Raw genomic sequence first — 21,780 nt, 5'->3', positions numbered from 1 at the left:
TCAGCAGGCCGCCGGATCACGCCGTTCGCCGCGACGCAGTCGGCCGAGCAGGCCGGCCGGCCGTCGCTTCGGCCGCGGGGACGGTTTCCGTTCCGCCGCCGCGGGTGGGGTGTGCGTCTTCGGTGCGGGCCGTGGCGCCGGCCGCCGCTCGCGCGCCTCGTCCAGTGCGTGTGTCAGGTCCGCCCGCAGCCAGGCGATCTCGTCCGGGTCGTCCGCCGTCATGATCCGCTCGGCGATGTGTGCCGCGGGCGAGCCCGGTGTGCCGTGCGCCGGTGGTGTCGGCCGGAACCGGTTCAGAAGGGCCCGTTCGTAGGGGTCCTTGACGATCTCCGCGACCTGGACCGGGTCGAGCAGAGACGCGACGACCGCGGCCCGCGCCCATGGGTCGTCGGCCTGGCGGAGGCTCAGGCCCAGGTGTCGTCCGCGCCAGTTGCGGGGCCGCAGGTCGAGCCCCGCCTCCAACTGGTCCCGGAGCCCTTCGGGCGTGCGGCCGCTCAGCAGTGGGGTGTTCTTCTCGTCGGCCGCGAACCGCCGCAGTTCCTCGGCCGGGTAGAGCCAGACGACGGCCCTGTAGCGGTTGAGGTAGAAGTGCACCGGGACGACCAGCCCCAGCCGTGCGAGGCGGGTGAACCTGGGGGCGCTCACCTGCATGACGGCGGCGCCTTCAGCGGTGCCCACGGCCTCGACGGACTTGCGCAGCGCCTCGGGGAAGCCCGCCTCGGCGCGCAGCCGGTCGATCTCGGCGCGGGCCACCCGACGGCCCCCTCCACCGTCGTCCGGGACGGTGCGGATGCGTCCGAGGTGGACGGCGACGTCGAACTCACTGCGTTTCAGGGACAGTTCCCGAGCCGCGCGACTTTGTGCGACCGTGCCCTCGCGCAGTCCCGTCGTGGCCGTGTTTTCGTGCGTGATCGTGGTACCGGACATGCTCGTCTCCCCCGTGGAGTGTGGATGGCCCGCGCCGGTGCGCCCGCCTCGGAAAAACCGTAGCCGGTTCGGCGGATCCTGTGGCAGCCTGTGGATAACTCCACGGGGGGCACGAAAACAGCAGGTCAGAGGTCTTCCGCCGGGCTGCGTTCGGGATGCCGCGCATCCACGCCGAGGTGCTCGCCCACGCGGTTCACGAGCAGTGTCATCTCGTAGCCGATCTGGCCGATGTCGGCTTCCGCACCGCTGAGCACGCACAGACAACTGCCGGTGCCCGCCGCGGTCACGAACAGCACCGCGTCGTCGAACTCGATCATCGTCTGCCGTACCCGGCCCGCGCCGAAGTGCCGCCCGGAACCCTTGGCCAGGCTGTGCAGTCCGGACGAGACGGCAGCGAGGTGCTCCGCGTCCTCGCGGCGCAGCCCCGTGCTCGCGCCCGCCACCAGCCCGTCGTTGGACAGCACCAGGGCGTGCCGCACATGTTCGACACGCTCGGTCAAGTCGTCCAGCAACCAGCCAAGTCCTTGCTGCGCCATGTTCCCGTCTCCCCGTGTGACGACTCCTCCTGACCGGAGGATCTCCCAGCCAGCCTTCCCCACGACCGGCCGTCGGACAAGGAGGATGGGGGCATGGCACAGAAGATGACCGATGAGGAATGGCGGGCTTTCGTCTCGTACGGAACCCGCACCGGAAAACTGTCGACCGTCCGGGCTGATGGGAGCCCTCACGTGGCGCCGATCTGGTTCGTGCTGGACGGCGACGACCTGGTGTTCAACACCTCCAAGACCACGGTGAAAGGGCGCAATCTGGCCCGCGACGGCCGGATCGCGCTGTGCGTGGACGACGACCGGCCGCCCTTCGACTACGTGGTGATCCAGGGGCGGGCCCGGATTTCGGAGGATCTCGAGGAGCTCCGGCACTGGGCCGCCCGCATCGGGGCCCGCTACATGGGCGAGGAGCGCGCCGAGGAGTTCGGTGCCCGCAACGGCGTACCGGGCGAACTCCTCGTGCGTGTCGCCGTGGACAAGGTGATCGCGCAGAAGGCTGTGGCGGACTGAGGCCGTCGACGTCGTCCGCTCAGCCGACGGAGTCGAGCAGCCGGGCGGTGTACATCCGCCCGGCGTACTCGACCAGTCGGATCAGCACTTCCTTGCCGGAGTCGCGGTCGCGGGCGTCACACAGGACCACGGGTGTCCCCCGGTCGAGGTCGAGAGCGCGTGAGACGTCCTGGGAGCCGTAGGACCGGGCGCCCGTGAAGCAGTTGACGGCCACCACAAACGGGATGCGCCGGTGCTCGAAATAGTCCACCGCCGGGAAACAGTCCTCCAGGCGACGGGTGTCCGCGAGGACCACGGCCCCGAGCGCTCCCTGTGACAGCTCGTCCCACAGGAACCAGAACCGGTCCTGGCCCGGCGTGCCGAAGAGGTAGAGGGACAGACCGGACCGGATGGTGATGCGTCCGAAGTCCATGGCGACCGTCGTGGTGACCTTCTGGTCCACACCGCCGGTGTCGTCCACCAACTGGCCCGCTTCGCTGAGCAGTTCCTCGGTGCGCAGCGGCCTGATCTCGCTGACCGCGCCCACCAGGGTGGTCTTGCCCACGCCGAATCCGCCGGCGACCAGGATCTTCAGCGCCAGGGCGGACGACTCGCCGTCCGCGGCGTCGGAGTGCTCGGAGACCATCGATCACTTCTCTCGGGAGTGCCGGCAACGGTCGACGTCCGTACGCGGGGGCCGCGTCCCGGCGGCGTGTCCGCGTACGGCCGCAGCGCGTGTGTGCGAAGTCAGCATCATGACAACTGCGCCCCCGATACGACCGACCGGACCACAAATTGCCCGAACTGACCGGCTCGTGGCCGATGCGCTTCCGGGACGGTCCACAAGTCGGCGCCATACGAAGCCGGGTGATTGCGAAACGTTCATCTACAGGGCCCGAAGCCCTTCGATCACCTCGCGCAGAATCCGTTCGTCCGGCAGCTGCGCGGGGGGTACCGGACGGCTCACGGTGACGCAGCCGTATTCCAGGAGATCACCGAGGAGCACCCGGACCACGCCGACCGGCAGATCGGCACCCGCGGCGAGTTCCGCGACGGACTGGGTCTCCGTGCGGCACAGGTCCAGGAGAGCACGGTGCTCCGGTCCGAGCGCGGCGTCGTCCGCGGCGCCTGGCGCGCCCGCGTCCAGCGTGACGAGGGCGATCAGGTCGAACCGCACCCCGGAGGGGCCGGGTTGGGTGCGGCCGCCCGTCATGGCGTACGGACGGACGAGGGGGCCGGCCTCGTTGTCGTACCACTGGCTGCCCGGCTCGCGCGGGGCGTTCCTCATGTCCTCGGTCATGTCTGCGGACCGCCTTCCGCCTCAGCCCGCGGCGGGCGGCCGCGCGCCGATCCGCGGCGCCGTGTACAGGTGCTCGCCGACGCGTTTCACCAGCCGTGCCATCTCGTAGGCGACCAGCCCGATGTCGGCGGTCGCGGCGGTGAGGACGGCGAGGCAGGAGCCGTCTCCCGCGGCGGCCACGAACAGGAAGCCCTCGTCCATCTCCACCATGGTCTGGCGCACGCCACCGGCCCCGAAGTGCCGGCCCGCACCCTTGGCCAGGCTGTGGAAGCCGGAGGCGACCGCGGCGAGGTGTTCCGCGTCCGCACGCTCGAGATCGGTCGACGCGCCCACGGCCAGACCGTCGTTGGACAGCACCACGGCATGCCGTACCTCGCGCACGCGCAGCACCAGGTCGTCGAGCAGCCAGTCCAGTTCACCGGACCGCTGCACGGCTCTCGTGCTCGGATCATGAATCATGAGAGATCTCCTTCGCTGCTGTCGCCGCCCGCCGGGGAATCCGCGGCGGCGCGGCCGGGCCGTCGTCCGCCACCACGCGTCCAGCCGTCGCGGTACGCCGTCATGCGGTCCCGCACCAGTTCCGGGGTACGCGGGTCGTCACCGCGCGCGTGGGGCGCGGCAGCCGGTTCCTCCGAGCGCCGCTCACGCAGTTGGGGAGCGAGGTTGGCCTGCCGTACCCGGCGCGGCAGGTCGTCGGATTCCTCGGGCTCGTCCGGAGAGCGATGCAGTCGCAAGGTCGTGACTCCGGGTGGTGGGGTTTCGCCGGCGGTCTTGACCGCGGCCGGTGCGGGAGCGACCAGCACGGGCCGGTCGGCCGAGGCCGGCACCGACTCGTGGAGCCGTTCGGTACGGGGTACGCGCGCGTGGTCGGGTTCCGAGGAGCGCTCCGCGTTCGTCGCCCGGCGGGTGGAACGTTCCGCCGCACCGGCGTGCAGCAGCGCGGTGGGCAGCAGGACGACGGCGGTGGTGCCCCCGTAGGGCGAGGTGCGCAGGTGCACCTTGATCCCGTGCCGGGCCGCGAGCCTGCTGACCACGAACAGGCCCAGCCGGTCGCTGTCGAAGAGGTCGAGTGCCTCGGACTGCTCGATGCGGTGGTTGGCCTCGGCGAGCGTCTCCTTGCCCATGCCGAGGCCCCGGTCCTCCACCTCGACGGCATAGCCGTTGCCGACCGGCTCGCCGGTGACGCGCACACGGGTGTGGGGCGGCGAGAACTGCGCCGCGTTCTCGATGATCTCGGCCAGCAGGTGGGTGAGGTCCGCGACGGCCGCGCCGATGACGGACCCCTCGGGCAGCTGTCGTACCTCCACGCGCGCGTAGTCCTCGACTTCGGAGACGGCCGCTCGGACCACGTTGGTCAGGGAGACCGGCATACGCCACGCCCGGCCGGGGGCCGCCCCGGAGAGGATGATCAGGCTCTCCGCGTGGCGCCGCATCCGGGTGGTGAGGTGGTCGAGGCGGAAGAGGTCGCTGAGCTCGTTCGGGTCGTCGGAACGCCGTTCCATGCTGTCCAGGAGGCTCAGTTGGCGGTGCACGAGGATCTGGCTGCGCCGCGCGAGGTTGACGAAGACCCCGGAAATACCGCTGGCGAGTTCGGCACGCTCGACCGCGGCCCGCAGCGCCGCCCGGTGCACGGTGCCCAGCGCTTCGGCGACCTGCCCGGCCTCGTCCTCCGCGGACGGCCCGGGCGGCGCCTCCGCCCGTACGTCGATCTCCTCGCCCGCGCGCAGTCTCCGCATGGCTTCCGGGAGTTTGCGCCGGGCGATCTCCAGGGCGCTGTTGCGCAGGCCGACCAGTTCGACGACGAGACCTCGGCCGATGCGGACGGAGATGAAGAGCGACGCGGCGACGGCGAGGAGGCCGAAGAGGACGGCGGCGCCTGCCGGGGTGAGCAGACCCCGGGTGAACGGGTCGGCCCGGTCGGCGACCCCTCTGCCCGCGTCCGCCGCGATGGTCCGCATGCCGTCCTGCACGCGCGCGTGTGCCCGGTTCCAGACGGCTTCCGGCGCCGCCGCGACAGCGCGTGCGCCCGGGGGGCCGGCAAGGACCTCGTTTTCGGCCGCGCTCACGGCGGTGTAGGCACTGCCGTCGGCGAGTGCCTGCCAGACCGCCCGTTCGGAGCCGCGCAGGTCGGCGACGGCGGACTCGGTGAAGGCACGGCGCGTGTCGACGGCGCCAGCGAACAGCCGCAGCCGCTCGCCCGAGAGGCCACCGGCGAGTCGTGCGCCGCCCAGCACGGCGTTCTCCTGGGCCAGGGCCTCTCCCGCGCGGGAGAACTCGAGCAGCACGCGCGCGTCGGAGCCGAGATCGGCGTCCTGGATACCGGTGAGGGCACCCCCCACCGCGAAGGCGGACGCGATCGTCCTCGTGTAACGGCCGTACGCCTCGTTCCATCCCACGCGGCGGTCGAGCACCGCGACGCGCAGCGGGCGTAGTTGCTCGGCTCCGGTGACGAACGCCTCCAGGCGCTCGGCGACCCCGGCGGGCGACTCCTCGCTGTCGGCGACGGTGTGGTCGTCGCCGAGCCGCAGCTCCGCGACCGCCCGGTCGGTGTTCTGCGCGAGCTTCCTGAGGTCACCGCTCTGGCCGGCGGACGGATCGGTGGCGTAACGCACCGCGGCCTCGCGCTCGGTCTGGAGCGCCGCCACTGCGTTCGCGACGGGCGAGCGGATTCCCGCGTCCACGCGCTGCAACTGGCGCAGTCGGGAGACGTCCTGGGCCGTGCTGACGGTGGCGTACGCCCACAGCGCCAGCAGCGAGACGACCGGCACCATCAGCAGACAGACGATCTTGGCTCGAACGGTGCGCGGTCGCATCCGCCAGTGCCCCGCGCGCGCGGGTATGTCGTCGGCCGGCGTGTCCAGGGAATCGTCCGGCACCTCGTCGGCCGGGGGCCCGGCGTGTGCGCGGCGGCCGCGCACCGGGGGCGTGGACGGCGTCTCGCCGCCCGCTGTGGGGGTCCTACGCGATGTACGCATGGCCTCCTCGCTCGGGAGTGGGTCGGGGGCGTGTTCTCCGGGCCGTCACGGGCCCGTCGCGCCCTGGGGGACGACGCTCTCGACGGACCGCTGGGCCGAGGCGGATGCCTCGCGCTCCCGCGACGTCGGTGACAGCGCGACGAAGGCCGACGTCAGGAACAGGTAGGACCCGAGGCCGACGGCGAGGGGGAAGATGAACTGCATCGCCGTGGCCCCGGGCAGGACGGCGCCGGAGGGCGTCACCCGCACGCTCACCGCGAACATCGCGGTGTAGTGCATGCTCGTCACCGCCGCGCCCATGATCAGCGAGGCGATGGTGACGGCGACGGGCGACCTGATGTTGAGGGCCGCCCACAGGGCCGCGGTCGCCGCGACGACGGCGATGAGGACGGAGAGTCCGACGAGCGCGGGATCGTAGGTGACGTCACCGTGCAGTCGCACGGCCGCCATCCCGAGGTAGTGCATGCTCGCGACACCGAGGCCGGTGGTGAGTCCGCCGAGGAACAGCGCGCGGGCGCGGTCCTTGCCGTAACCGACGGCGAAGACGCCGACGCAGACGACGGCCATGGCGACGAGCAGGCTCACGATGGTGAGCGGCACGTCGTAGCGGACGTCGGTGCCGCTGACGCCGAACCCGAGCATGGCCACGAAGTGCATGGTCCAGATGCCGGATCCGATCGCCGAGGCCGCGGTGACGAGCCAGTTGCGGCGCGAGCGTCCGGTGGCGCCGAGCGCACGGACGGTGCAGCGCAACCCCAGCGCGGCGCCGATGCAGGCCATCACGTACGACAGTACGGGGGTCAGCCAGCCGAAGGAGGCGTGGTCCAAGTGTCCCATGACCCCGGGACGCTAGTCGGGTCAGGGGCGCATGAAGGGGGCGCATTTCGAAAGGTGTTGGAACATGACACAGACGTGTGCCTGAACGATCGCGGCACGCTCGAACGTGTGCACCGCGATGTCATCCCTGTCGGTGAGGAATCATGCGGAACTTGACTTCCTCCCCCGCCTAGAGGACTTTGTTGGCGGATCCGGTGACTGCGCTTGGTGATCTTGTTTGGTCGGGCAGTCTGGTGGGGTTCGGTTCCATCGCGCGGGGAGGCAAGGAGGGGCTGCGATGTCGCTGCGCCCTGTGCCTGCTCCGTCCGTCCCGGAGGCCACCGCGCGGGTGGCGCGGGCAGCGTTCCGCAAGGGCTGTCTGGCCATGCGGATCCGGGATGAGCTCGGTCCGTTGTTCGAGGACGAGCAGTTCGCCCGGGCGTTTCCGCGCAGGGGTGGGCCGGCGTGGTCGCCGGGGCAGCTGGCGATGGTCAGCGTGCTGCAGTTCGCAGAGGGGCTGACGGACCGGCAGGCCGCGGACGCGGTGCGCGGGCGGATCGACGTCAAGTACGCGCTGGGGCTGGAGCTGGATGACCCCGGGTTCGACTTCTCGGTGCTCAGCGAGTTCCGGGACCGGCTGATCGCGCACGGCCTGGAGAAGCTGGTCCTTAACCGGGTGCTGGAACGGGTCGATGAGTTAGGTCTGCTGCGGGCGGGAGGCCGCCAACGCACCGACTCCACGCATGTGCTGGCCCAGGTGCGGACGCTGAACCGGATGGAGTTCGTGGGCGAGACCCTGCGCGCCGCCTTGGAGACGCTGGCCGTCGCAGCGCCTGCCTGGCTGCGACAGACCGTCGCGCCGGAGTGGTTCGAACGCTACGGCAAGCGCATCGACTCCTTCCGCTTCCCCAAGGGAGCCGACGCCCGCCAGCGGTGGGCGCTGACCGTGGGAGAGGACGGATTTACGCTGCTTCAGGCCCTCTACGCGCCTGACACACCAGCCTGGCTGCGGCACGTCGAGGCGGTGCAGGTCCTGCGGACCGCGTGGGTGCAGCAGTATCACCGCGACGAGAAGGGGGTGCGCTGGCGGGAGGGCAAGGACCTCCCGCCGGGCAGGCTGAGGCTGTCCAGCCCCTACGACATCGACACCCGCTACAGCGTCAAGCGCGGCGCGGGCTGGGACGGCTACAAGGTTCACTTCACCGAGACGTGCGAGCCGGACGCCCCGCATCTGATCACGAACGTGGTCACCACCGACGCCACCGTTCCCGACGTGGAGATCACGGCGCCCGTCCACGACGCGCTGGCCGCACGCCGCCTGCTGCCCGCTGTCCATCTGGTCGACTCCGGCTATACCTCCGCCGCGCTGCTGGTGGCCGCCGCTGGGCAGAACATCGAGCTGATGGGGCCGGTCCGCGGCGATACCGCGGCCCAGGGCCGGGCCGGGGGCGGCCTGGGGCAGGACGCCTTCACCGTCGACTGGCCGGCCCGCACCGTCACCTGTCCCCGCGGGCAGCGCAGTATCAGCTGGTCCGCTCAGCGCAAGCCCACCGGCACCGAGATCATCCGGGTCCACTTCGCCAAGACCGACTGCGACGCCTGCCCGGTGCGCGCGGCGTGCACCAGTGCCAAGAGCAAGTGGGGCCGCAGCCTGACCTTGCTCACCCAGCCCCAGCAGCAAGCTCTCGACCAACGCCGACGCGAGCAGAAGACCGACGAGTGGCAGGCCGCCTACGGCACCCGCGCCGGAGTCGAGGGCACCATCTCCCAGGCCGTCCGGGTGACACGGACACGCACCACCCCCTACCGCGGGCTGCGCAAGACCCACCTCGGTCACGCCCTGATCGCCGCCGGACTCAACCTCCACCGCCTCGACGCCTGGTGGACCGGCACCCCCATCCGCACCACCCACATCAGTCGATTCGCCCGCCTCGGCCTCGAACTGATCGCCTGAGCAAGCGAATCCGCCAACAAAGTCCTAGAGGCGGGGGATTCCAGCGGTCACCCGCTGGGATTCCTGCTTCACCGACGACCGCCCCGTCCGGGAGGACTCCCGTTGAGGTCTTACACCGTCTCCACAGGCAGACGCCGCCAGCCCGGCGGCCAGGATGTTGCGCGCCGCGTTCACGTCGCGGTCATGCACCGCGCCGCAGGCACACGTCCACTCGCGGACGTTCAGCGGCAGCTTCGCCGCGACCGTACCGCAGTCCCCGCACAGCTTGCTGCTGGGGAAGAAGCGGTCGATCACGACGAACTCGCGCCCGTACCAGGCGCACTTGTACTCCAGCATGGAACGCAATTGCATCCAGGCCGCGTCACTGATGGCGCGTGCGAGCGTGCCGTTCTTCAGCAAGTTGCGGACACTCAGGTCCTCGATCACGACCGTTTGGTTCTCACGGACGAGTCGAGTCGACAGCTTGTGCAGACAGTCACGGCGCCGGTCGGCGATCCGCGCATGCACGCGGGCCACCTTGAGCCGGGCCTTCTCGCGGTTCGCCGAGCCCTTCACCTTGCGCGACAGCTCCCGCTGCGCGCGGGCCAGCCGCGCGCGATCCCGCCTCTCATGCTTGAGGTTGGCGACCTTTTCCCCGGTGGACAGTGTCACCAGCGAGGTGATCCCGGCGTCCAGGCCGACGGCCGCCGTGGTGGCGGCGGCCGGGGCGATGGTGTCCTCGCACAGCAGGGACACGAACCAGCGACCCGCCGCGTCCCGGGACACGGTCACCGTCGTGGGCTCGGCACCTTCCGGCAGGGCACGCGACCAGCGGATGTCCAGGGGCTGCGTCATCTTCGCCAAAGTCAGGCGCCCCTCGCGCCAGGTGAAGGCGCTGCGGGTGTACTCGGCCGACGCCCGGGACTTCTTGCGAGACTTGTAGCGCGGGTACTTCGCGCGCTTGGCGAAGAAGTTCCCGAACGCCGTCTGAAGATGACGCAGCGCCTGCTGCAGCGGGACCGAGGACACCTCCGTCAAAAAGGCCAGCTCCCCGGTCTTCTTCCACTCCGTCAGCGCGGCCGAGGACTGCACATAGGAGATGCGGCGCTGCTCGCCGTACCAGGCCCGCGTGCGCTCCTCCAGCGCCTTGTTGTAGACGAGGCGCACGCAGCCGAACGTGCGCGACAGCTCAGCTGCCTGCTCGTCGCTGGGGTAAAAGCGGTACCTGAACGCCCGCTTGACCTGCTGCGTCACACCTCACACAGTATCTGTTTCTGTGTGAGCGGCGAGTGTCGGCCGATGGACGGCGCACGCCGGTCAGCCCTGGCGAACCGGCTTCCCCTGACCTGCTCCGCAGGAGCTTCGTTTCCTCCCCGACCCAAAGGCCGGGGTATCCACGAAGGACAGACCCGATGAGCGACGACCACACACACGTCCAGGAGTTCTTCACCAGCCGGGCCGCCGACTGGGACAGCCGGTTCCCCGACGACGGCCCCGCCTACGCGGCCGCGGTCGACAGCCTCGGACTGCGCGCAGGCGATCGTGTCCTCGACGCGGGCTGCGGCACCGGACGCGCTCTGCCGTCCCTGCGCGCGGCTGTGGGGCCCTCCGGAATGGTCATCGGCGCCGATCTGACCCCGGCCATGCTGCAGGCCGCCGTCCGTGCCGGACGGAGCCGCGCCGGACAGCTGCTGCTCACCGACGTCACCGCGCTGCCCTTGCGCCAGGAGTCGCTCGACGCGGTGTTCGGCGCGGGCCTCGTCTCCCACCTGCCGCGTCCGGCGGAGAACCTGCGGGAGCTGGCACGTGTGGTGCGACCCGGCGGCACGCTGGCCCTGTTCCACCCGATCGGCAGGGCGGCGCTCGCGGCCCGCCAGGGCAGAAGGATCACACCGGACGACCTGCGCGCGGAGCCCAACCTCGGCCCGCTGCTGGCAGCTTCGGGGTGGCGCATGACCTCGTACGCCGACGAGGACGCCCGGTTCCTGGCACTGGCGACCCGCGCGGGCTGACCCGCCGGCCCGGCCCCACGGCCGGGGTTCACTCGGCGGCTGAGCCGTCCAGGTGCCGTACGGGGCAGCCCCGCAGGCCGGGAACAGGGCGGGTGCCCAGCTCGGCGAGTCGGTAGCCGTTGGGATAACCCTTGATCTCCGGGTTCTGCCGCGCGTGATGCGGGGCCTGGCGCGGCGGCAGCAGACGCACGGCGCGTCCCCGCAGTCGTACCGCACGGCGCACGAGAACGCGGGTGGCGGCGCTCGGCGGCTGGTAGCGGAAGGCGCGCAGGAGCGGCTCGTCCAGCAGGGCGAGCGTCGAGGCGCGCAGAAGCGGCGCGAGCGGACTGGGGTACCAGGAGGCCATCAGGGAGAGCGTGGCGTCCGAGACCCGCCGCGCTCCCGTGTCCCAGCCGAAACGGGCCTCCTCGTAGGCGTCGAGGCACGCCTCGAACTCTTCGTAGGACGCCGGAATGTCCTCGATGCCCATGTGCTGTCCCAGGGTGCGGTAATGCACGGCGGAGGCGACGACCTCGTGGCGCGACAGGCGGCGCCACCCGTACGCGTCGATCCAGCGCCTGGGCACCACGACGAACGTGCACAGCACATACCGCATGTCGTCGTTGGCTATGTCGTAGCTGCGGTGCATCTGGTTGATGCGGCGGATCGAGGTGCGGCCCTGTTCGCTTGCGAAGCCGTGCTCGACGACGGCGTCGAGGAGCAGTGCGGTGTCGTCGTAGCGTTTCTGTGTCCGCTGTGTGAGCTCGGCCGTCTCGGCGAGCAGCCGGCCGATGCTCGGCACGGCGTACGTTCGGTAGAGGGCCAGCTCGAGGGCGCGGCTGTAGTCCCACGGGAACTCGTACGCGGAACTGAGCCGGTAGATCTCCCAGGCATCCTTCTCCGGGTCCATCGCCCGGATCTGCCGGAGCCGTTCGTAGCGCTTCACCGCACCGCCCCCTTCTGCCGCCGGAGCTCCAACTCTACGTTGGGTGACAGGACATGGACGATGAGCCACGGAAGTCACGCAGGGGGAAGGTGGTCAGCATGCTCGCCAGGATCCGCAGGTCCGTCACCGGAGTCCTCGACGCGCTGCGCACCGGGTCGGACACCGGCCCGGACACACGCGCGCACAACCTGTTCGAGGCGGCCGCCGCATACGTCTCGGCCTGCGCGGAGGACGACCAGGAACGGATCGACGAGGCGGCGGGCTGGGTCTCGCCGGAAGCGCTGTCGTTCGGAGTGAACGAGCTGGCGTGCCGGGCGGTCGTCGCCCTCGCGAGGGAGCGCGACGAGTCGCCGCGTACCGTGGCTCGAGCACTTCTGGGGCTACCGGCGGTATGACGCGGCGGGGCGCGGATGGTCGATTCGCCCCTTCCCGTCGGAAACTGCAGCTCCGGGTATGCGTCACGGTCGTGACAAGGGCCTTCCCGTCGCACTAGGGTGCGCGCGGTTGGATGAACGATTGGGGAGGCTGGGATGGCAGGGACGGAAGAGGAAACCGTCGCCGCCTCGGACGACGCGCTCTACGTGCTCACGGCGGCACTGCTGACGCCGGCGAAGTTCCCGAGTGTCCTGGGCGACGACTACCCGGAGGCCTGCGCGGCGCTCGGCATGGCACCGCTGGCCGACGGGTACGGCCTGGTGCTGGGCCAGGACGGGGAGGGTGCCCGGTGGACGGTCGTCATCGACGACGTCTCGCTGGTCGCCGTCGCCATCGCGTCCTGGGACTGTGGCATGGAGCACGAGCTGTCTCCGCAGGAGCACACGGTCGTCGCCGCGCTGCCAGGCTGGCCCCTCGATGTCGCCGTGGCGGCTCCGGGAGTGCCCGCGCCGCACGATCCCGGCCCCGATGTGGTCGACGGCGCCCCGCTGTCACCGCCGGACACCAGCGTCTGGGGTCCGGCCCAGCGACGTATGGGCGCCGACGAGATCGCGCTCCGGTGGTCGGTGTGGCGGGAGCAGATCAACGAAGCGGACTTCTTGAGTCCGGACGGCGGATCCGCCGAGCCCGAAGCCGGCCAGGACCGGGCGCCGGGCGACAGGAAGGGTCGTGGCGGTGTCCAGCGTGTGCTGGCCGAGGCGCACGCGTACGTGGACGCCCCGCCGCCCCTCGGCCGGGTCCGGTCGTCCTTCGCGTCCGGAGACGCCCGGATCCTCCGCGCGGACGGTCCGGGCTGGTCGCTCGTGGCCCGGACCGACGACATCGCCTTCGTACTCCTCGACGACGAGCCCGGCGAGGTGCTTCCGGTGGGCCGGGGGCCCAAACTGCCGGGCCTCCTCGACGCCCTCGACAGGATGGCCGTACGCCCCAGCTGATGCCGGTCCTGTCGATCCCGAATTCGGGGGTTCCGGCCTTGTCGGTCCGCACCCCGGTGCGCCGTGTGCGGGACGGTGCACCGGGGCAGGGCCGTGTCAGCGACCGAGCTCCTTGCGGGTGACGCGGCGCAGCCGGCGCCGTTGCGAGGGGTCGAGCGTGAGATACGCGGCCGCCGGAACCCCCAGGACTATCAGGAGCGCGGCCCACCAGGGCAGCCAGATCAACAGGATGAGCCCGACCGCCACACCTCCTGCGGCGATCTTCGCGTTCTTCGACATTGCGTCGCCTCCTTCGCGGCCACTGCCGCTCTCTGCCCAGAAAAACGGCTTTGGGCTTCGCATGGTTCCGAACCGCGACCCTGAGTCGCCCCTGAGACGCCCCTGAGACGGACCCCTATTGTGCTCGCTCCGAGGGCGGTCGGCGCCGCCCATGCCTGTCTCGCGTGATGCCCGGACCGCTCCGTGCCTACTCCGCCCGGAGTGCCGGCCCACCTCCGCGTGCGTCGGAGGGCCTGTTCCCGTTGCGTCGTCGGGTGCTGTACCCTCGGCGACTCCGAGAGGCTAGTCAAATTTGAGGAGTTCGGTATTCCTGTGCAGGGGATTCCCGTGGCAACGGCGTCCGAGATCGCTGAACTGGCCCGCTGCAGTGCCGTGTTCGTGCCCGGCGATCCGCCCCGTACGGGCGGCGTCGTCTTCTGGTGGCCGGACGGCAGCGCACCCCCGGCCGTCGCCGCAGGGACCGTCGAGACCTTGACCGTCGCCGTGCCCGACGGCGAGGAGGTCGCGCTGGTGAGCGTGCCCGCCGTCCGGCTGTCGGTGCGCGACGCCCTGCCCGTCCTCACACGCGCGCGTGCCTGCGCCCACGGACACCGGGCGACGGTCTTCTGGGGCAGGGCCACCGTGCTGGCCCTGCAACTGGTCGCGCGCGGACTCCTGCTGCCCGGCCTGTCCTCGGCCGATCACGACTCCTGGCGTACGGGCCCTCTGGGCGCGGCGGACCTGGAGCGCGTCCGCGAACTCGCCGCCGCGATGCCGCCCGAGGCGCACGCCGTGCCGGTGAGTGGCACCGCTCCGACGCGACTGCCCGCGCCGGAGCGGCTGCTGCGCGCCTTCCTGGACGCGATCGCCGACACGCTCCCCCGCTCCCCCGCGGCCTCGCTCGTGACGGGCGGCCCCGCCTACGCCGTGCCGGAACCGCAGCACCTGCCCGGGCAGCGCGCTTGGGCCGCCGACGTGGCCGCGGGTCACGACGCGGGCGTACGCCTGTCGCTGCGTGTCGAGGTGCCCGGGCTGGCGACCACCGCGCAGGACGAGACGGCACCGTCGTTCCGGGCCGTGCTCCAGGTGCACAGCGTGAGCGACCCGGCGCTCGTCGCGGACGCCGACGACCTGTGGGCGGAATCCGGGGCCGCCGGTGCCTCCTTCGGTCCACGCGCGCGGATGGACACCCTGCTCGCGCTGCGCCGTGCGGCCAAGACGTGGCCGCCCCTTACGCCACTGCTGTCGGCGACCGTGCCGGACGCCGTCGACCTCGCCGACGACGAGGTGGCCGACCTGCTCGGGGAGGGGGCGCTGGCCCTGTCCGGTGCCGGAGTCGACGTGCGCTGGCCGAAGAACATGGCCCGCGGGCTGACCACTCGCGCCGTGGTCGGTCCGCCGGACGAGGGGCCCCGGCCGGGCCCGCTCCTGTCGGACGCTCCCTCGTTCCTGTCAGCCGACGCGCTGCTCGCCTTCGACTGGTGGTTCGCGCTCGGCGAGCAGCAGCTCACCCGCGAGGAACTCGACCGGCTCGCCGAGGCCAACCGCCCGCTCGTGCGCCTGCGCGACCAGTGGGTGCTGATCGATCCGCGGGAGGTGCGGCAAGCCCAGGCGCGGCAGGATCGAAAACTGACGCCCGTCGACGCGCTCGGCGCCGCTCTCACGGGGTCCGCGGAGGTCGACGGCCGCAGGGTCGACGTACACGCCACGGGGTGGCTGGAGGCGCTGCGGGAGCGGCTCGCGGACCCGGAGGGCCAGGAGCCGGTGGAACAGCCCGCCGCGCTCACGGCCACGCTGCGGGACTACCAGCGGCGGGGGCTCGGCTGGCTGGCCCGGATGACGTCCCTGGGCCTGGGCTGCTGCCTGGCCGACGACATGGGCCTCGGCAAGACCATCACGCTGATCGCGCTGCATCTGCACCGGCAGAGCGACGCGTCGTCCGCCGGGGCGACCCTCGTGGTGTGCCCGACCTCCCTGATGGGCAACTGGCAGCGGGAGATCGAGAAGTTCGCGCCGGGCACCCCCGTACGCCGCTTCCACGGTCCCCGCCGCGGTCTCGACGCCCTGGTCGACGGTGAGTTCGTGCTCACCACCTACGGGACGATGCGTCTGGAGGCGGCCCGGCTCGCCGAGGTGTCGTGGGGCATGGTGGTGGCGGACGAGGCCCAGCACGTGAAGAACCCGTACTCGGCGACTGCGCGGGAGCTGCGCTCGATCGGCGCACGCGCACGCGTGGCGCTCACCGGCACCCCGGTGGAGAACAACCTCTCGGAGCTGTGGGCGATCCTCGACTGGACGACCCCGGGGCTGCTGGGCCGCCTCGGCACCTTCCGCACGCGGTACGCGCAGCCCGTCGAGGGTGGCCGGGATCCCGCCGCGGCGGAGCGGCTCGCCCGGCTTGTGCGCCCGTTCCTGCTGCGGCGTCGTAAGTCCGATCCGGGGATCGCTCCGGAGCTGCCGCCGAAGACCGAGACCGACCGTGCCGTGTCGCTCACGACGGAGCAGGCGGGCCTGTACGAGGCCGTGGTGCGCGAGACGCTCGCCGAGATCGCCGGGGCGGACAGCATGGTGAGGCGGGGGCTGATCGTGAAGCTGCTGACGGGGCTCAAGCAGATCTGCAACCATCCGGCGCAGTTCCTCAAGGAGGAGCGGCCGCGCATCGCCGGACGCTCCGGAAAGCTCGAGCTTCTGGACGAACTGCTCGACACCATCCTCTCCGAGGGGGCGAGCGTCCTGGTCTTCACGCAGTACGTGCGCATGGCGCGCATCATCGAACGGCACCTGGCAGCGCGTGGCGTGTCCACCCAGTTCCTGCACGGCGGAACTCCCGTCGTCGAACGCGAGGCGATGGTAGGGCGCTTCCAGGACGGCGAAGTCCCCGTTTTCCTGCTGTCGTTGAAGGCCGCGGGCACGGGCCTGAACCTCACGCGCGCAGAGCACGTCGTGCACTACGACCGCTGGTGGAATCCCGCCGTCGAGGCACAGGCAACCGACCGGGCGTATCGGATCGGCCAGACCCGCCCCGTCCAGGTGCACCGACTGATCACCGAGGGAACCATCGAGGACCGCATCGCCGACATGCTGGGCCGCAAACAGGAACTCGCCGACGCCGTGCTCGGCTCCGCCGAGGCGGCGGTCACCGAGCTCACGGACGCGGAGCTGGCCGATCTGGTGGAGCTGCGAGGGGGAACGCGATGACCGGGTCCGAAGCGCAGGCGGAGCGCACGTTCGCCGCGATGCCTCCCGCGCGCGGGAAGGGCTTCGCCGGGACGTGGTGGGGCCTGGCCTGGCTCAAGGCACTGGAGGACGCGGCGCTGGACGCGGCACAGGTGAAGACCGGCCGACGGCTCGCGCGCGCGGGAGCCGTGGGCGCTGTGTCGGTGCGGCCGGGACGCATCACGGCCGTCGTGCACGACCACGACCGTACGACGCACCGGGCGGACGTGTTGCTGTCGGAGTTGTCCGGCGACCAGTGGGACCGTTTCGTCGCCATGACTGTCGAGCGGGCCGGGCACGTCGCGGCGCTGCTGGACCGGGAGATGCCTCCTCACCTGGTCGAGGACGCGGCGGCCGCGGGGATCGAACTGCTGCCGGGGCTGGGGGATCTGGAGCCGGAGTGCGACTGCGGCGCCTGGGACCACTGCGGCCACACAGCCGCCCTGTGCTACCAGGTGGCTCGGCTTCTGGACGAGGATCCGTTCGTCCTGCTGCTCCTGCGCGGACGCGGCGAACGCGGTCTCCTGGAGGAGTTGCGGGAGCGCGGCGCCGGGCCCGCGCGGGAGTCCTCGGGGCGGGCGGGAGTCGCGGCCGCCGGCGCGTTCGCGGCCGCCGTGGACCTGCCTCCGCTGCCGCCCCTGCCGGAAGTTCCCGGAGGTCCCGGCGTCGCGCTGTCGCTGGACACCGAGGCCCCGCCGGCACCCGGGGTGGACCCGGCGGCGCTGGAGTGTCTGGCCTCGGCGACCGCCGCCGAGGCGTACCGCCTGCTCGTCGAGGCGCTCCGGCCGGGGCATGGACAGCAGCCGTGCGAAGGGGAGTTGACGATCGCGCAGGATGCGGTACGGCTGGCCGTCGGCGACCCCGCGCGGGACGTCGCGGAGCGGCTCGCCCGCGGATCGGGGCGCGACCGGGACGGTCTGTCACGGGCCGTGGCGGCCTGGCATCACGGGGGCGTCGCCGCGCTGGCCGTGCTCGACGAGGAGTGGCGGGTGGAGGGCGAGGCTCTCGCACGCGCGCGTGCGGCCCTGGAGAACGCCTGGGACGAGAGCGAACGGCCGTCGTTGCAGGCGAGGGGCAACCGGTGGACGGTGGTCGGTGCGCCGAGCCAGCTGCGCCTGGGTCGTGACGGCCGCTGGTGGCCGTATCGCAAGGAGCGTGGCCGCTGGGTCCCCGCGGGCGGCGCGGCCCAGGACCCGGCGACGGCGCTGGCCTGTCCGGAGCTCACGGTGACGGGCGAAGCGTCCTGAGGTCGACGTGCGGGGCGAGGCCGGCGCACGAGGCCGCGCCCGCGTCAGGGCCGAGGAAGGTACCGCCGCTATGACCAGTCGTGCCACACGCCGGGCACCGAGGCCGCGAGAGCCGTCGCCTGGTCGTGACCGGCGCGGGCGGCCGCCGGGCGGCGGGCGTCGGACGTCATGTCGCGGCCCATGGCACGGCGTCCGGCACGGTCCGGCGCCAGAAGGGTGACGTGGGCCCCCTCGGCGGTGAGTTCGGCCGCCTCCCGGTGCGCGCTGGGGTGCGGCCCCACCGCGTCGGGCAGGGGTGAGACGGCCAGGATGTGGTGATGGCCGCGGGCCAACCGGATGTTGGTCGTACAGCGGGAGCCACCGTCCATGAAGCGGCGTCCGGCTACCGTGACGGGAGGCCAGACCACGGGGACCGCACAACTCGCCGCGACGGCTTCGAGCAGGGTGGGCTTCGTCCGCGCGTCGAAGACCTCCAACTGCCCGGACAGGGCGTCGACGGCGGTGATCCGCAGCGGCCGCTCGGGCCACTCCCGGATGCCGGGCAGCAGGGCACCCACGGTCTCGAACACCTCCGACTCGGGTCCGGTGGGGGCACTCAGCGCGGCCCGGCCCAGGCGCCGCACGGAACGTTGCGGATCGCGGGAGGCGAGCGCCGCCCACAGGAAGCGGAGGGTCTGCGGGATGGTGACGCCGAGCTCCACGCCCTCCGCACCGGCCAGTTGACGTTCGTACATCCGGCGCGGGGGCTCGCCCGCGGCGAGCCGGGAGCCGAAGATCGCGCCGGCCGAGGTGCCGATGATCACGTCCGCGCGCATCAGGTCGATCCCGGCGTCGCGAAGACCGGCGAGTACGCCCGTCATCCACGCACCGCCGACAGGTCCGCCACCACCCAGGACAAGCGCCAGTCCACCCATGCCTCCACCCCTCCCCACGCGAGCCAATCGAAGTGGGGACTGCTCCCCACTTCACCACGCGACGATAGCATCGCCACCGGGGAGCACTCCCCGGTGGGCGGAAGGTGACGGTGACCGTGGGCTCGAACGACGAGACGACGACCGGGCGGCGGCGCGACGCGCGGCGGAACCGGGAGCTGCTGCTCGAGGCCGCGCACAAGGTGTTCACGGAGCAGGGACTCGAGGCGCCCCTGGACGTGATCGCCCGGCGGGCGGAGGTCGGCAACGCCACGCTCTACCGGCACTTCCCCTCTCGCGCCGCTCTCGTCGACGCGGTCTTCCGCGACCCGCTGACGGACACGATGGCCGCCGGCGAGCGGGCTCGGGCCGAACCGGACGCATGGACGGGACTGACCGGCTACCTGCGGGCCGTCTTCGCCGTACTGGCCACCGACCGGGGGGCGAACGACCTCATGACCACACACCTGGAGGGCGTCGACTCCTTGCGGACCGTGCACACCCACAACCGCGAAACGGTGGAGCTGCTTCTGCACCGCGGACGTGAGCAGGGCAGCATCCGCGCGGATGTCACCCCCGAAGACGTCCTCTTCGCCCTGGCCGCCCTCGGCCGTGCCGTTCCGTCCCTGGCCACAGCCGTCACCACGGAGGCTTGGCACCGACCGCTCGCCCTGCTTCTGGACGGGCTCCGCCCCTCGCCCCTGGCCGCTCCGCTCCCCGAACCCACGCTCACGAGCGATCAACTCGGCGACGTCCTGAGGGGCCTCGGCCCGCACCGCTCATCCCGCGCGCCTGGCGAGGGCTCCGCCTCATAGCGGCGGCTCCGCGGCAGCGGCGCCCCGCAGTCAGCGAGGGTGACCACCCGCGCGGCATCGCGCCATCGCGGCATCGCGGCATCGCGGCATCGCGGCATCGGCCCGACGAGTGGCCGACTCCCCGTGTTCAACCGGCGATCGCCCCACGTTCCCCGTGGGGGCCAAATCTTGCCACTGTCAACGAAGTTGTTCTTCAGGAGGCCCGATGTCCCCGCAAGCCACCGGCCGGCATTACGTCCACCGTCTTGCCGCGGCAGGCGTGCCCCTCGCCGTGCTGGCCGCGCTCGCTACGGCGGGACCGGCCGCGGGCGCCCAGGCCCCTGGCGCTCGTTCCGCGGACCCGTACGTCACGCGCACGGCAACCGTCACGCGCACGGCGACGCTCGGCGACATCCCGCTCGGAGCGTTCAGCGACGCGCAGCTGCCCGGCACGGTGGCCGACGACCGGGGTGTCGATCTCGGAGGACTCGGCAGCGACATCTACCCGGCGGGCCGCGAGGGCGAGTTCTGGACGGTCACCGACCGCGGGCCCAACGGTCAGCTCAAGGTGAACGGCACGAAGCGCCGCACCTTCCCGGTACCCGGATTCGACCCGGCGATCGTCAGAATCCGCGTGGTCGGCGACAAGGTGAAGGTGCTGGACGCCATCGCCGTGACGACCTCCTCCGGCAAGCCCGTCACGGGCCTGTCGAACCAGCAGGGGCGCGACGAGCCGCCGTACTCCTACGACGCACGGACACCCTTGTCGTACGACCCCGACGGACTGGACACCGAGGGCATCGTGCGGGCGGCGGACGGGAGTTTCTGGCTCGTCGACGAGTACGGGCCGTCCCTCGTCCACGTCTCCGCGCGCGGGAAGGTGCGCACGCGCTACGTGCCCAAGGGGCTGAACCTCACGGGCGCGGACTACCCGGTGGTGGAGGCGCTGCCGTCCGTGTTGTCGCACCGCAAGACCAACCGCGGCTTCGAGGGGCTCGCCCAGCTTCCCGGCGGCGACCTCGTGCTGGCCGTCCAGAGTCCGCTGTCACTGCCTGACGCGAAGGCCGGGGACGCCTCGCTGACGACTCGCCTGCTGCGGTTCTCGACGAAGAGGAAGGCGGTCACCGCCGAGTACGCGTACCGCTTCGATCCGGTGGACGTGGTGGATCCGAGCGAGGACGACACCTCCGAGCTCAAGATCTCCTCGGTGGTCGCTGTGGGCGGGAACCGGCTGCTGGTCGAGGAGCGCACCGACAAGGCCGCGCGGCTCCAACTGGTCGACCTGGGAAGCAGGGCGAACATCCTCGGCGACCGTTGGGACGACGACACGACGTCCCCGTCCCTGGAGCAGCTCCAGGACCCGGCGGCCTCGGGCGTTCCGGTGCTCTCCAAGCGACTGGTCGTCGACCTGGGCAAGGTCTCCGGCGTGCCCGGGAAGATCGAGGGCATCGCGCGCGTGGACCACGACACGCTCGCCCTCGTCAACGACAACGACTTCGGGATGACGGACGGCGCGGACGCCTTCGACGCGCAGGGGCGGCTGGTCGACAGTGGCGTGGAGACGACGGTGACCTACGTGCGCCTGCCGCGCGGTGTCTGAGTCCCGACCCGCTCTTACGGCACCTCGTCGCTCGGCCCTACGGCACCGCGTCACTCACCCTCACGCAGCACGTCACTCGTCCTTGACGGCGGTACCTCACCACCGTCCCTCAGGGCAGCACGCCGTCCGCGAGGGACGGGATGAGCGATTCGAGATCACTGGGCAAGTCGCTGGGCAGTTCGCTGGGCAGTCCGCTGGGCAGTTCGCTCGGAAGCTGTGACGGCAGGCTGCTGGGCAGCTCGGTCGGGATGCCCAGGGAGGGCCCGGGAGAGCCGCTCGCGCTCGTGCCGCTGCCGGGCGACGGCTTCCCGTCCGGCGAGTCGCCGCTTCCCGAAGCCATCAGCACCACGATGACGACGGCCGCCGCGGCCACGAGAACGGCGAGCACGACGAAGAAGGGGTTACGGCGCCGACCCGGACCGCGCCGCCCGCCGGGCCCACCGGGTGGGCCCGGCGCCC

21 protein-coding genes are annotated in these 21,780 nt (G+C 71.8%); 9 read left to right on the top strand and 12 right to left on the bottom strand.

Features of this window, described 5'->3' with window-relative positions; genetic code table 11:
* Positions 1 to 927 carry a DUF6397 family protein gene (locus OG985_RS38965; RefSeq protein WP_371673084.1) on the bottom strand — a complete coding sequence of 309 codons (927 nt, stop codon included), beginning with the start codon at positions 925 to 927 and terminating at the stop codon, positions 1 to 3.
* A 125-nt stretch (positions 928 to 1,052) separates the two neighbouring features.
* Entirely contained in the window at positions 1,053 to 1,463 is a 411-nt protein-coding gene (locus OG985_RS38960; protein WP_371673083.1) for a roadblock/LC7 domain-containing protein, read from the bottom strand.
* Positions 1,464 to 1,556: 93 nt separating this feature from the next.
* Here OG985_RS38960 and OG985_RS38955 point away from each other — a divergent pair, with 93 nt between their 5' ends.
* Positions 1,557 to 1,985, top strand: a complete 429-nt coding sequence (locus tag OG985_RS38955; RefSeq protein WP_371673082.1) for a PPOX class F420-dependent oxidoreductase — start codon at positions 1,557 to 1,559, stop codon at positions 1,983 to 1,985.
* A gap of 19 nt (positions 1,986 to 2,004) precedes the next feature.
* On the opposite strand, the gene OG985_RS38950 is transcribed toward OG985_RS38955, so the two are convergent.
* From OG985_RS38950 to OG985_RS38930, 5 genes are all read right to left on the bottom strand, one after another.
* Positions 2,005 to 2,610 (bottom strand): ATP/GTP-binding protein, encoded by a 606-nt coding sequence (locus OG985_RS38950; RefSeq protein ID WP_371673081.1) that lies wholly within the window; start codon positions 2,608 to 2,610, stop codon positions 2,005 to 2,007.
* 240 nt (positions 2,611 to 2,850) lie between these two features.
* The gene (locus OG985_RS38945) at positions 2,851 to 3,264 is read right to left on the bottom strand and encodes a DUF742 domain-containing protein (protein WP_371673080.1); all 414 of its coding nucleotides are present in this window, start codon (positions 3,262 to 3,264) and stop codon (positions 2,851 to 2,853) included.
* Between the two features lie 21 nt (positions 3,265 to 3,285).
* On the bottom strand, positions 3,286 to 3,723 hold the full coding sequence (locus OG985_RS38940; RefSeq protein ID WP_371673079.1) for a roadblock/LC7 domain-containing protein: 438 nt from the start codon (positions 3,721 to 3,723) through the stop codon (positions 3,286 to 3,288).
* Positions 3,720 to 6,239 (bottom strand): nitrate- and nitrite sensing domain-containing protein, encoded by a 2,520-nt coding sequence (locus OG985_RS38935; RefSeq protein ID WP_371673078.1) that lies wholly within the window; start codon positions 6,237 to 6,239, stop codon positions 3,720 to 3,722. The genes OG985_RS38940 and OG985_RS38935 overlap by 4 nt, the downstream gene beginning before the upstream one ends.
* Before the next feature lie 45 nt (positions 6,240 to 6,284).
* Positions 6,285 to 7,076: an MHYT domain-containing protein gene (locus tag OG985_RS38930; protein WP_371673077.1), complete on the bottom strand. Its 792-nt coding sequence runs from the start codon at positions 7,074 to 7,076 to the stop codon at positions 6,285 to 6,287.
* A gap of 277 nt (positions 7,077 to 7,353) precedes the next feature.
* Here OG985_RS38930 and OG985_RS38925 point away from each other — a divergent pair, with 277 nt between their 5' ends.
* A complete protein-coding gene (locus tag OG985_RS38925; protein WP_371667058.1) occupies positions 7,354 to 9,009 on the top strand; it encodes an IS1182 family transposase in 1,656 nt (551 codons plus the stop codon).
* A 24-nt stretch (positions 9,010 to 9,033) separates the two neighbouring features.
* Here the strand turns inward: OG985_RS38925 and OG985_RS38920 are convergent, their stop codons facing one another.
* Entirely contained in the window at positions 9,034 to 10,242 is a 1,209-nt protein-coding gene (locus tag OG985_RS38920; RefSeq protein WP_371673076.1) for an RNA-guided endonuclease InsQ/TnpB family protein, read from the bottom strand.
* Between the two features lie 158 nt (positions 10,243 to 10,400).
* Between OG985_RS38920 and OG985_RS38915 the strand changes: the two genes are divergently transcribed.
* Positions 10,401 to 11,000: a class I SAM-dependent methyltransferase gene (locus OG985_RS38915; protein ID WP_371673075.1), complete on the top strand. Its 600-nt coding sequence runs from the start codon at positions 10,401 to 10,403 to the stop codon at positions 10,998 to 11,000.
* Between the two features lie 28 nt (positions 11,001 to 11,028).
* On the opposite strand, the gene OG985_RS38910 is transcribed toward OG985_RS38915, so the two are convergent.
* The gene (locus tag OG985_RS38910) at positions 11,029 to 11,925 is read right to left on the bottom strand and encodes an oxygenase MpaB family protein (protein ID WP_371673074.1); all 897 of its coding nucleotides are present in this window, start codon (positions 11,923 to 11,925) and stop codon (positions 11,029 to 11,031) included.
* 98 nt (positions 11,926 to 12,023) lie between these two features.
* On the opposite strand from OG985_RS38910, the gene OG985_RS38905 reads away from it, so the two are divergent.
* Both OG985_RS38905 and OG985_RS38900 read left to right on the top strand, forming a co-directional pair.
* Entirely contained in the window at positions 12,024 to 12,320 is a 297-nt protein-coding gene (locus OG985_RS38905; RefSeq protein ID WP_371673073.1) for a hypothetical protein, read from the top strand.
* A gap of 135 nt (positions 12,321 to 12,455) precedes the next feature.
* Positions 12,456 to 13,295, top strand: a complete 840-nt coding sequence (locus tag OG985_RS38900; protein ID WP_371673072.1) for a hypothetical protein — start codon at positions 12,456 to 12,458, stop codon at positions 13,293 to 13,295.
* A 96-nt stretch (positions 13,296 to 13,391) separates the two neighbouring features.
* On the opposite strand, the gene OG985_RS38895 is transcribed toward OG985_RS38900, so the two are convergent.
* Positions 13,392 to 13,574, bottom strand: coding sequence for a hypothetical protein (locus OG985_RS38895; RefSeq protein ID WP_189704020.1), 183 nt, complete (start codon positions 13,572 to 13,574; stop codon positions 13,392 to 13,394).
* Between the two features lie 321 nt (positions 13,575 to 13,895).
* On the opposite strand from OG985_RS38895, the gene OG985_RS38890 reads away from it, so the two are divergent.
* Both OG985_RS38890 and OG985_RS38885 read left to right on the top strand, forming a co-directional pair.
* The gene (locus OG985_RS38890) at positions 13,896 to 16,751 is read left to right on the top strand and encodes an SNF2-related protein (protein WP_371674616.1); all 2,856 of its coding nucleotides are present in this window, start codon (positions 13,896 to 13,898) and stop codon (positions 16,749 to 16,751) included.
* On the top strand, positions 16,748 to 18,016 hold the full coding sequence (locus tag OG985_RS38885; RefSeq protein WP_371673071.1) for an SWF or SNF family helicase: 1,269 nt from the start codon (positions 16,748 to 16,750) through the stop codon (positions 18,014 to 18,016). Before OG985_RS38890 ends, OG985_RS38885 begins: the two co-directional genes overlap by 4 nt.
* Before the next feature lie 68 nt (positions 18,017 to 18,084).
* On the opposite strand, the gene OG985_RS38880 is transcribed toward OG985_RS38885, so the two are convergent.
* Entirely contained in the window at positions 18,085 to 18,930 is an 846-nt protein-coding gene (locus OG985_RS38880; protein ID WP_371673070.1) for a patatin-like phospholipase family protein, read from the bottom strand.
* Between the two features lie 110 nt (positions 18,931 to 19,040).
* On the opposite strand from OG985_RS38880, the gene OG985_RS38875 reads away from it, so the two are divergent.
* Positions 19,041 to 19,742 (top strand): TetR/AcrR family transcriptional regulator, encoded by a 702-nt coding sequence (locus OG985_RS38875; protein WP_371673069.1) that lies wholly within the window; start codon positions 19,041 to 19,043, stop codon positions 19,740 to 19,742.
* A 205-nt stretch (positions 19,743 to 19,947) separates the two neighbouring features.
* Entirely contained in the window at positions 19,948 to 21,321 is a 1,374-nt protein-coding gene (locus OG985_RS38870) for an esterase-like activity of phytase family protein (protein ID WP_371673068.1), read from the top strand.
* A 109-nt stretch (positions 21,322 to 21,430) separates the two neighbouring features.
* On the opposite strand, the gene OG985_RS38865 is transcribed toward OG985_RS38870, so the two are convergent.
* Complete coding sequence (locus OG985_RS38865; RefSeq protein ID WP_371673067.1) at positions 21,431 to 21,709, bottom strand: hypothetical protein; 279 nt, start codon at positions 21,707 to 21,709, stop codon at positions 21,431 to 21,433.
* Positions 21,710 to 21,780: the final 71 nt, after the last annotated feature.

The sequence above is a fragment of the Streptomyces sp. NBC_00289 genome (assembly GCF_041435115.1).
GTDB lineage: Bacteria > Actinomycetota > Actinomycetes > Streptomycetales > Streptomycetaceae > Streptomyces.
The sequence above is the reverse complement of the archived record's forward strand: the minus strand, read 5'-3'. Positions and strand labels throughout refer to the sequence as shown.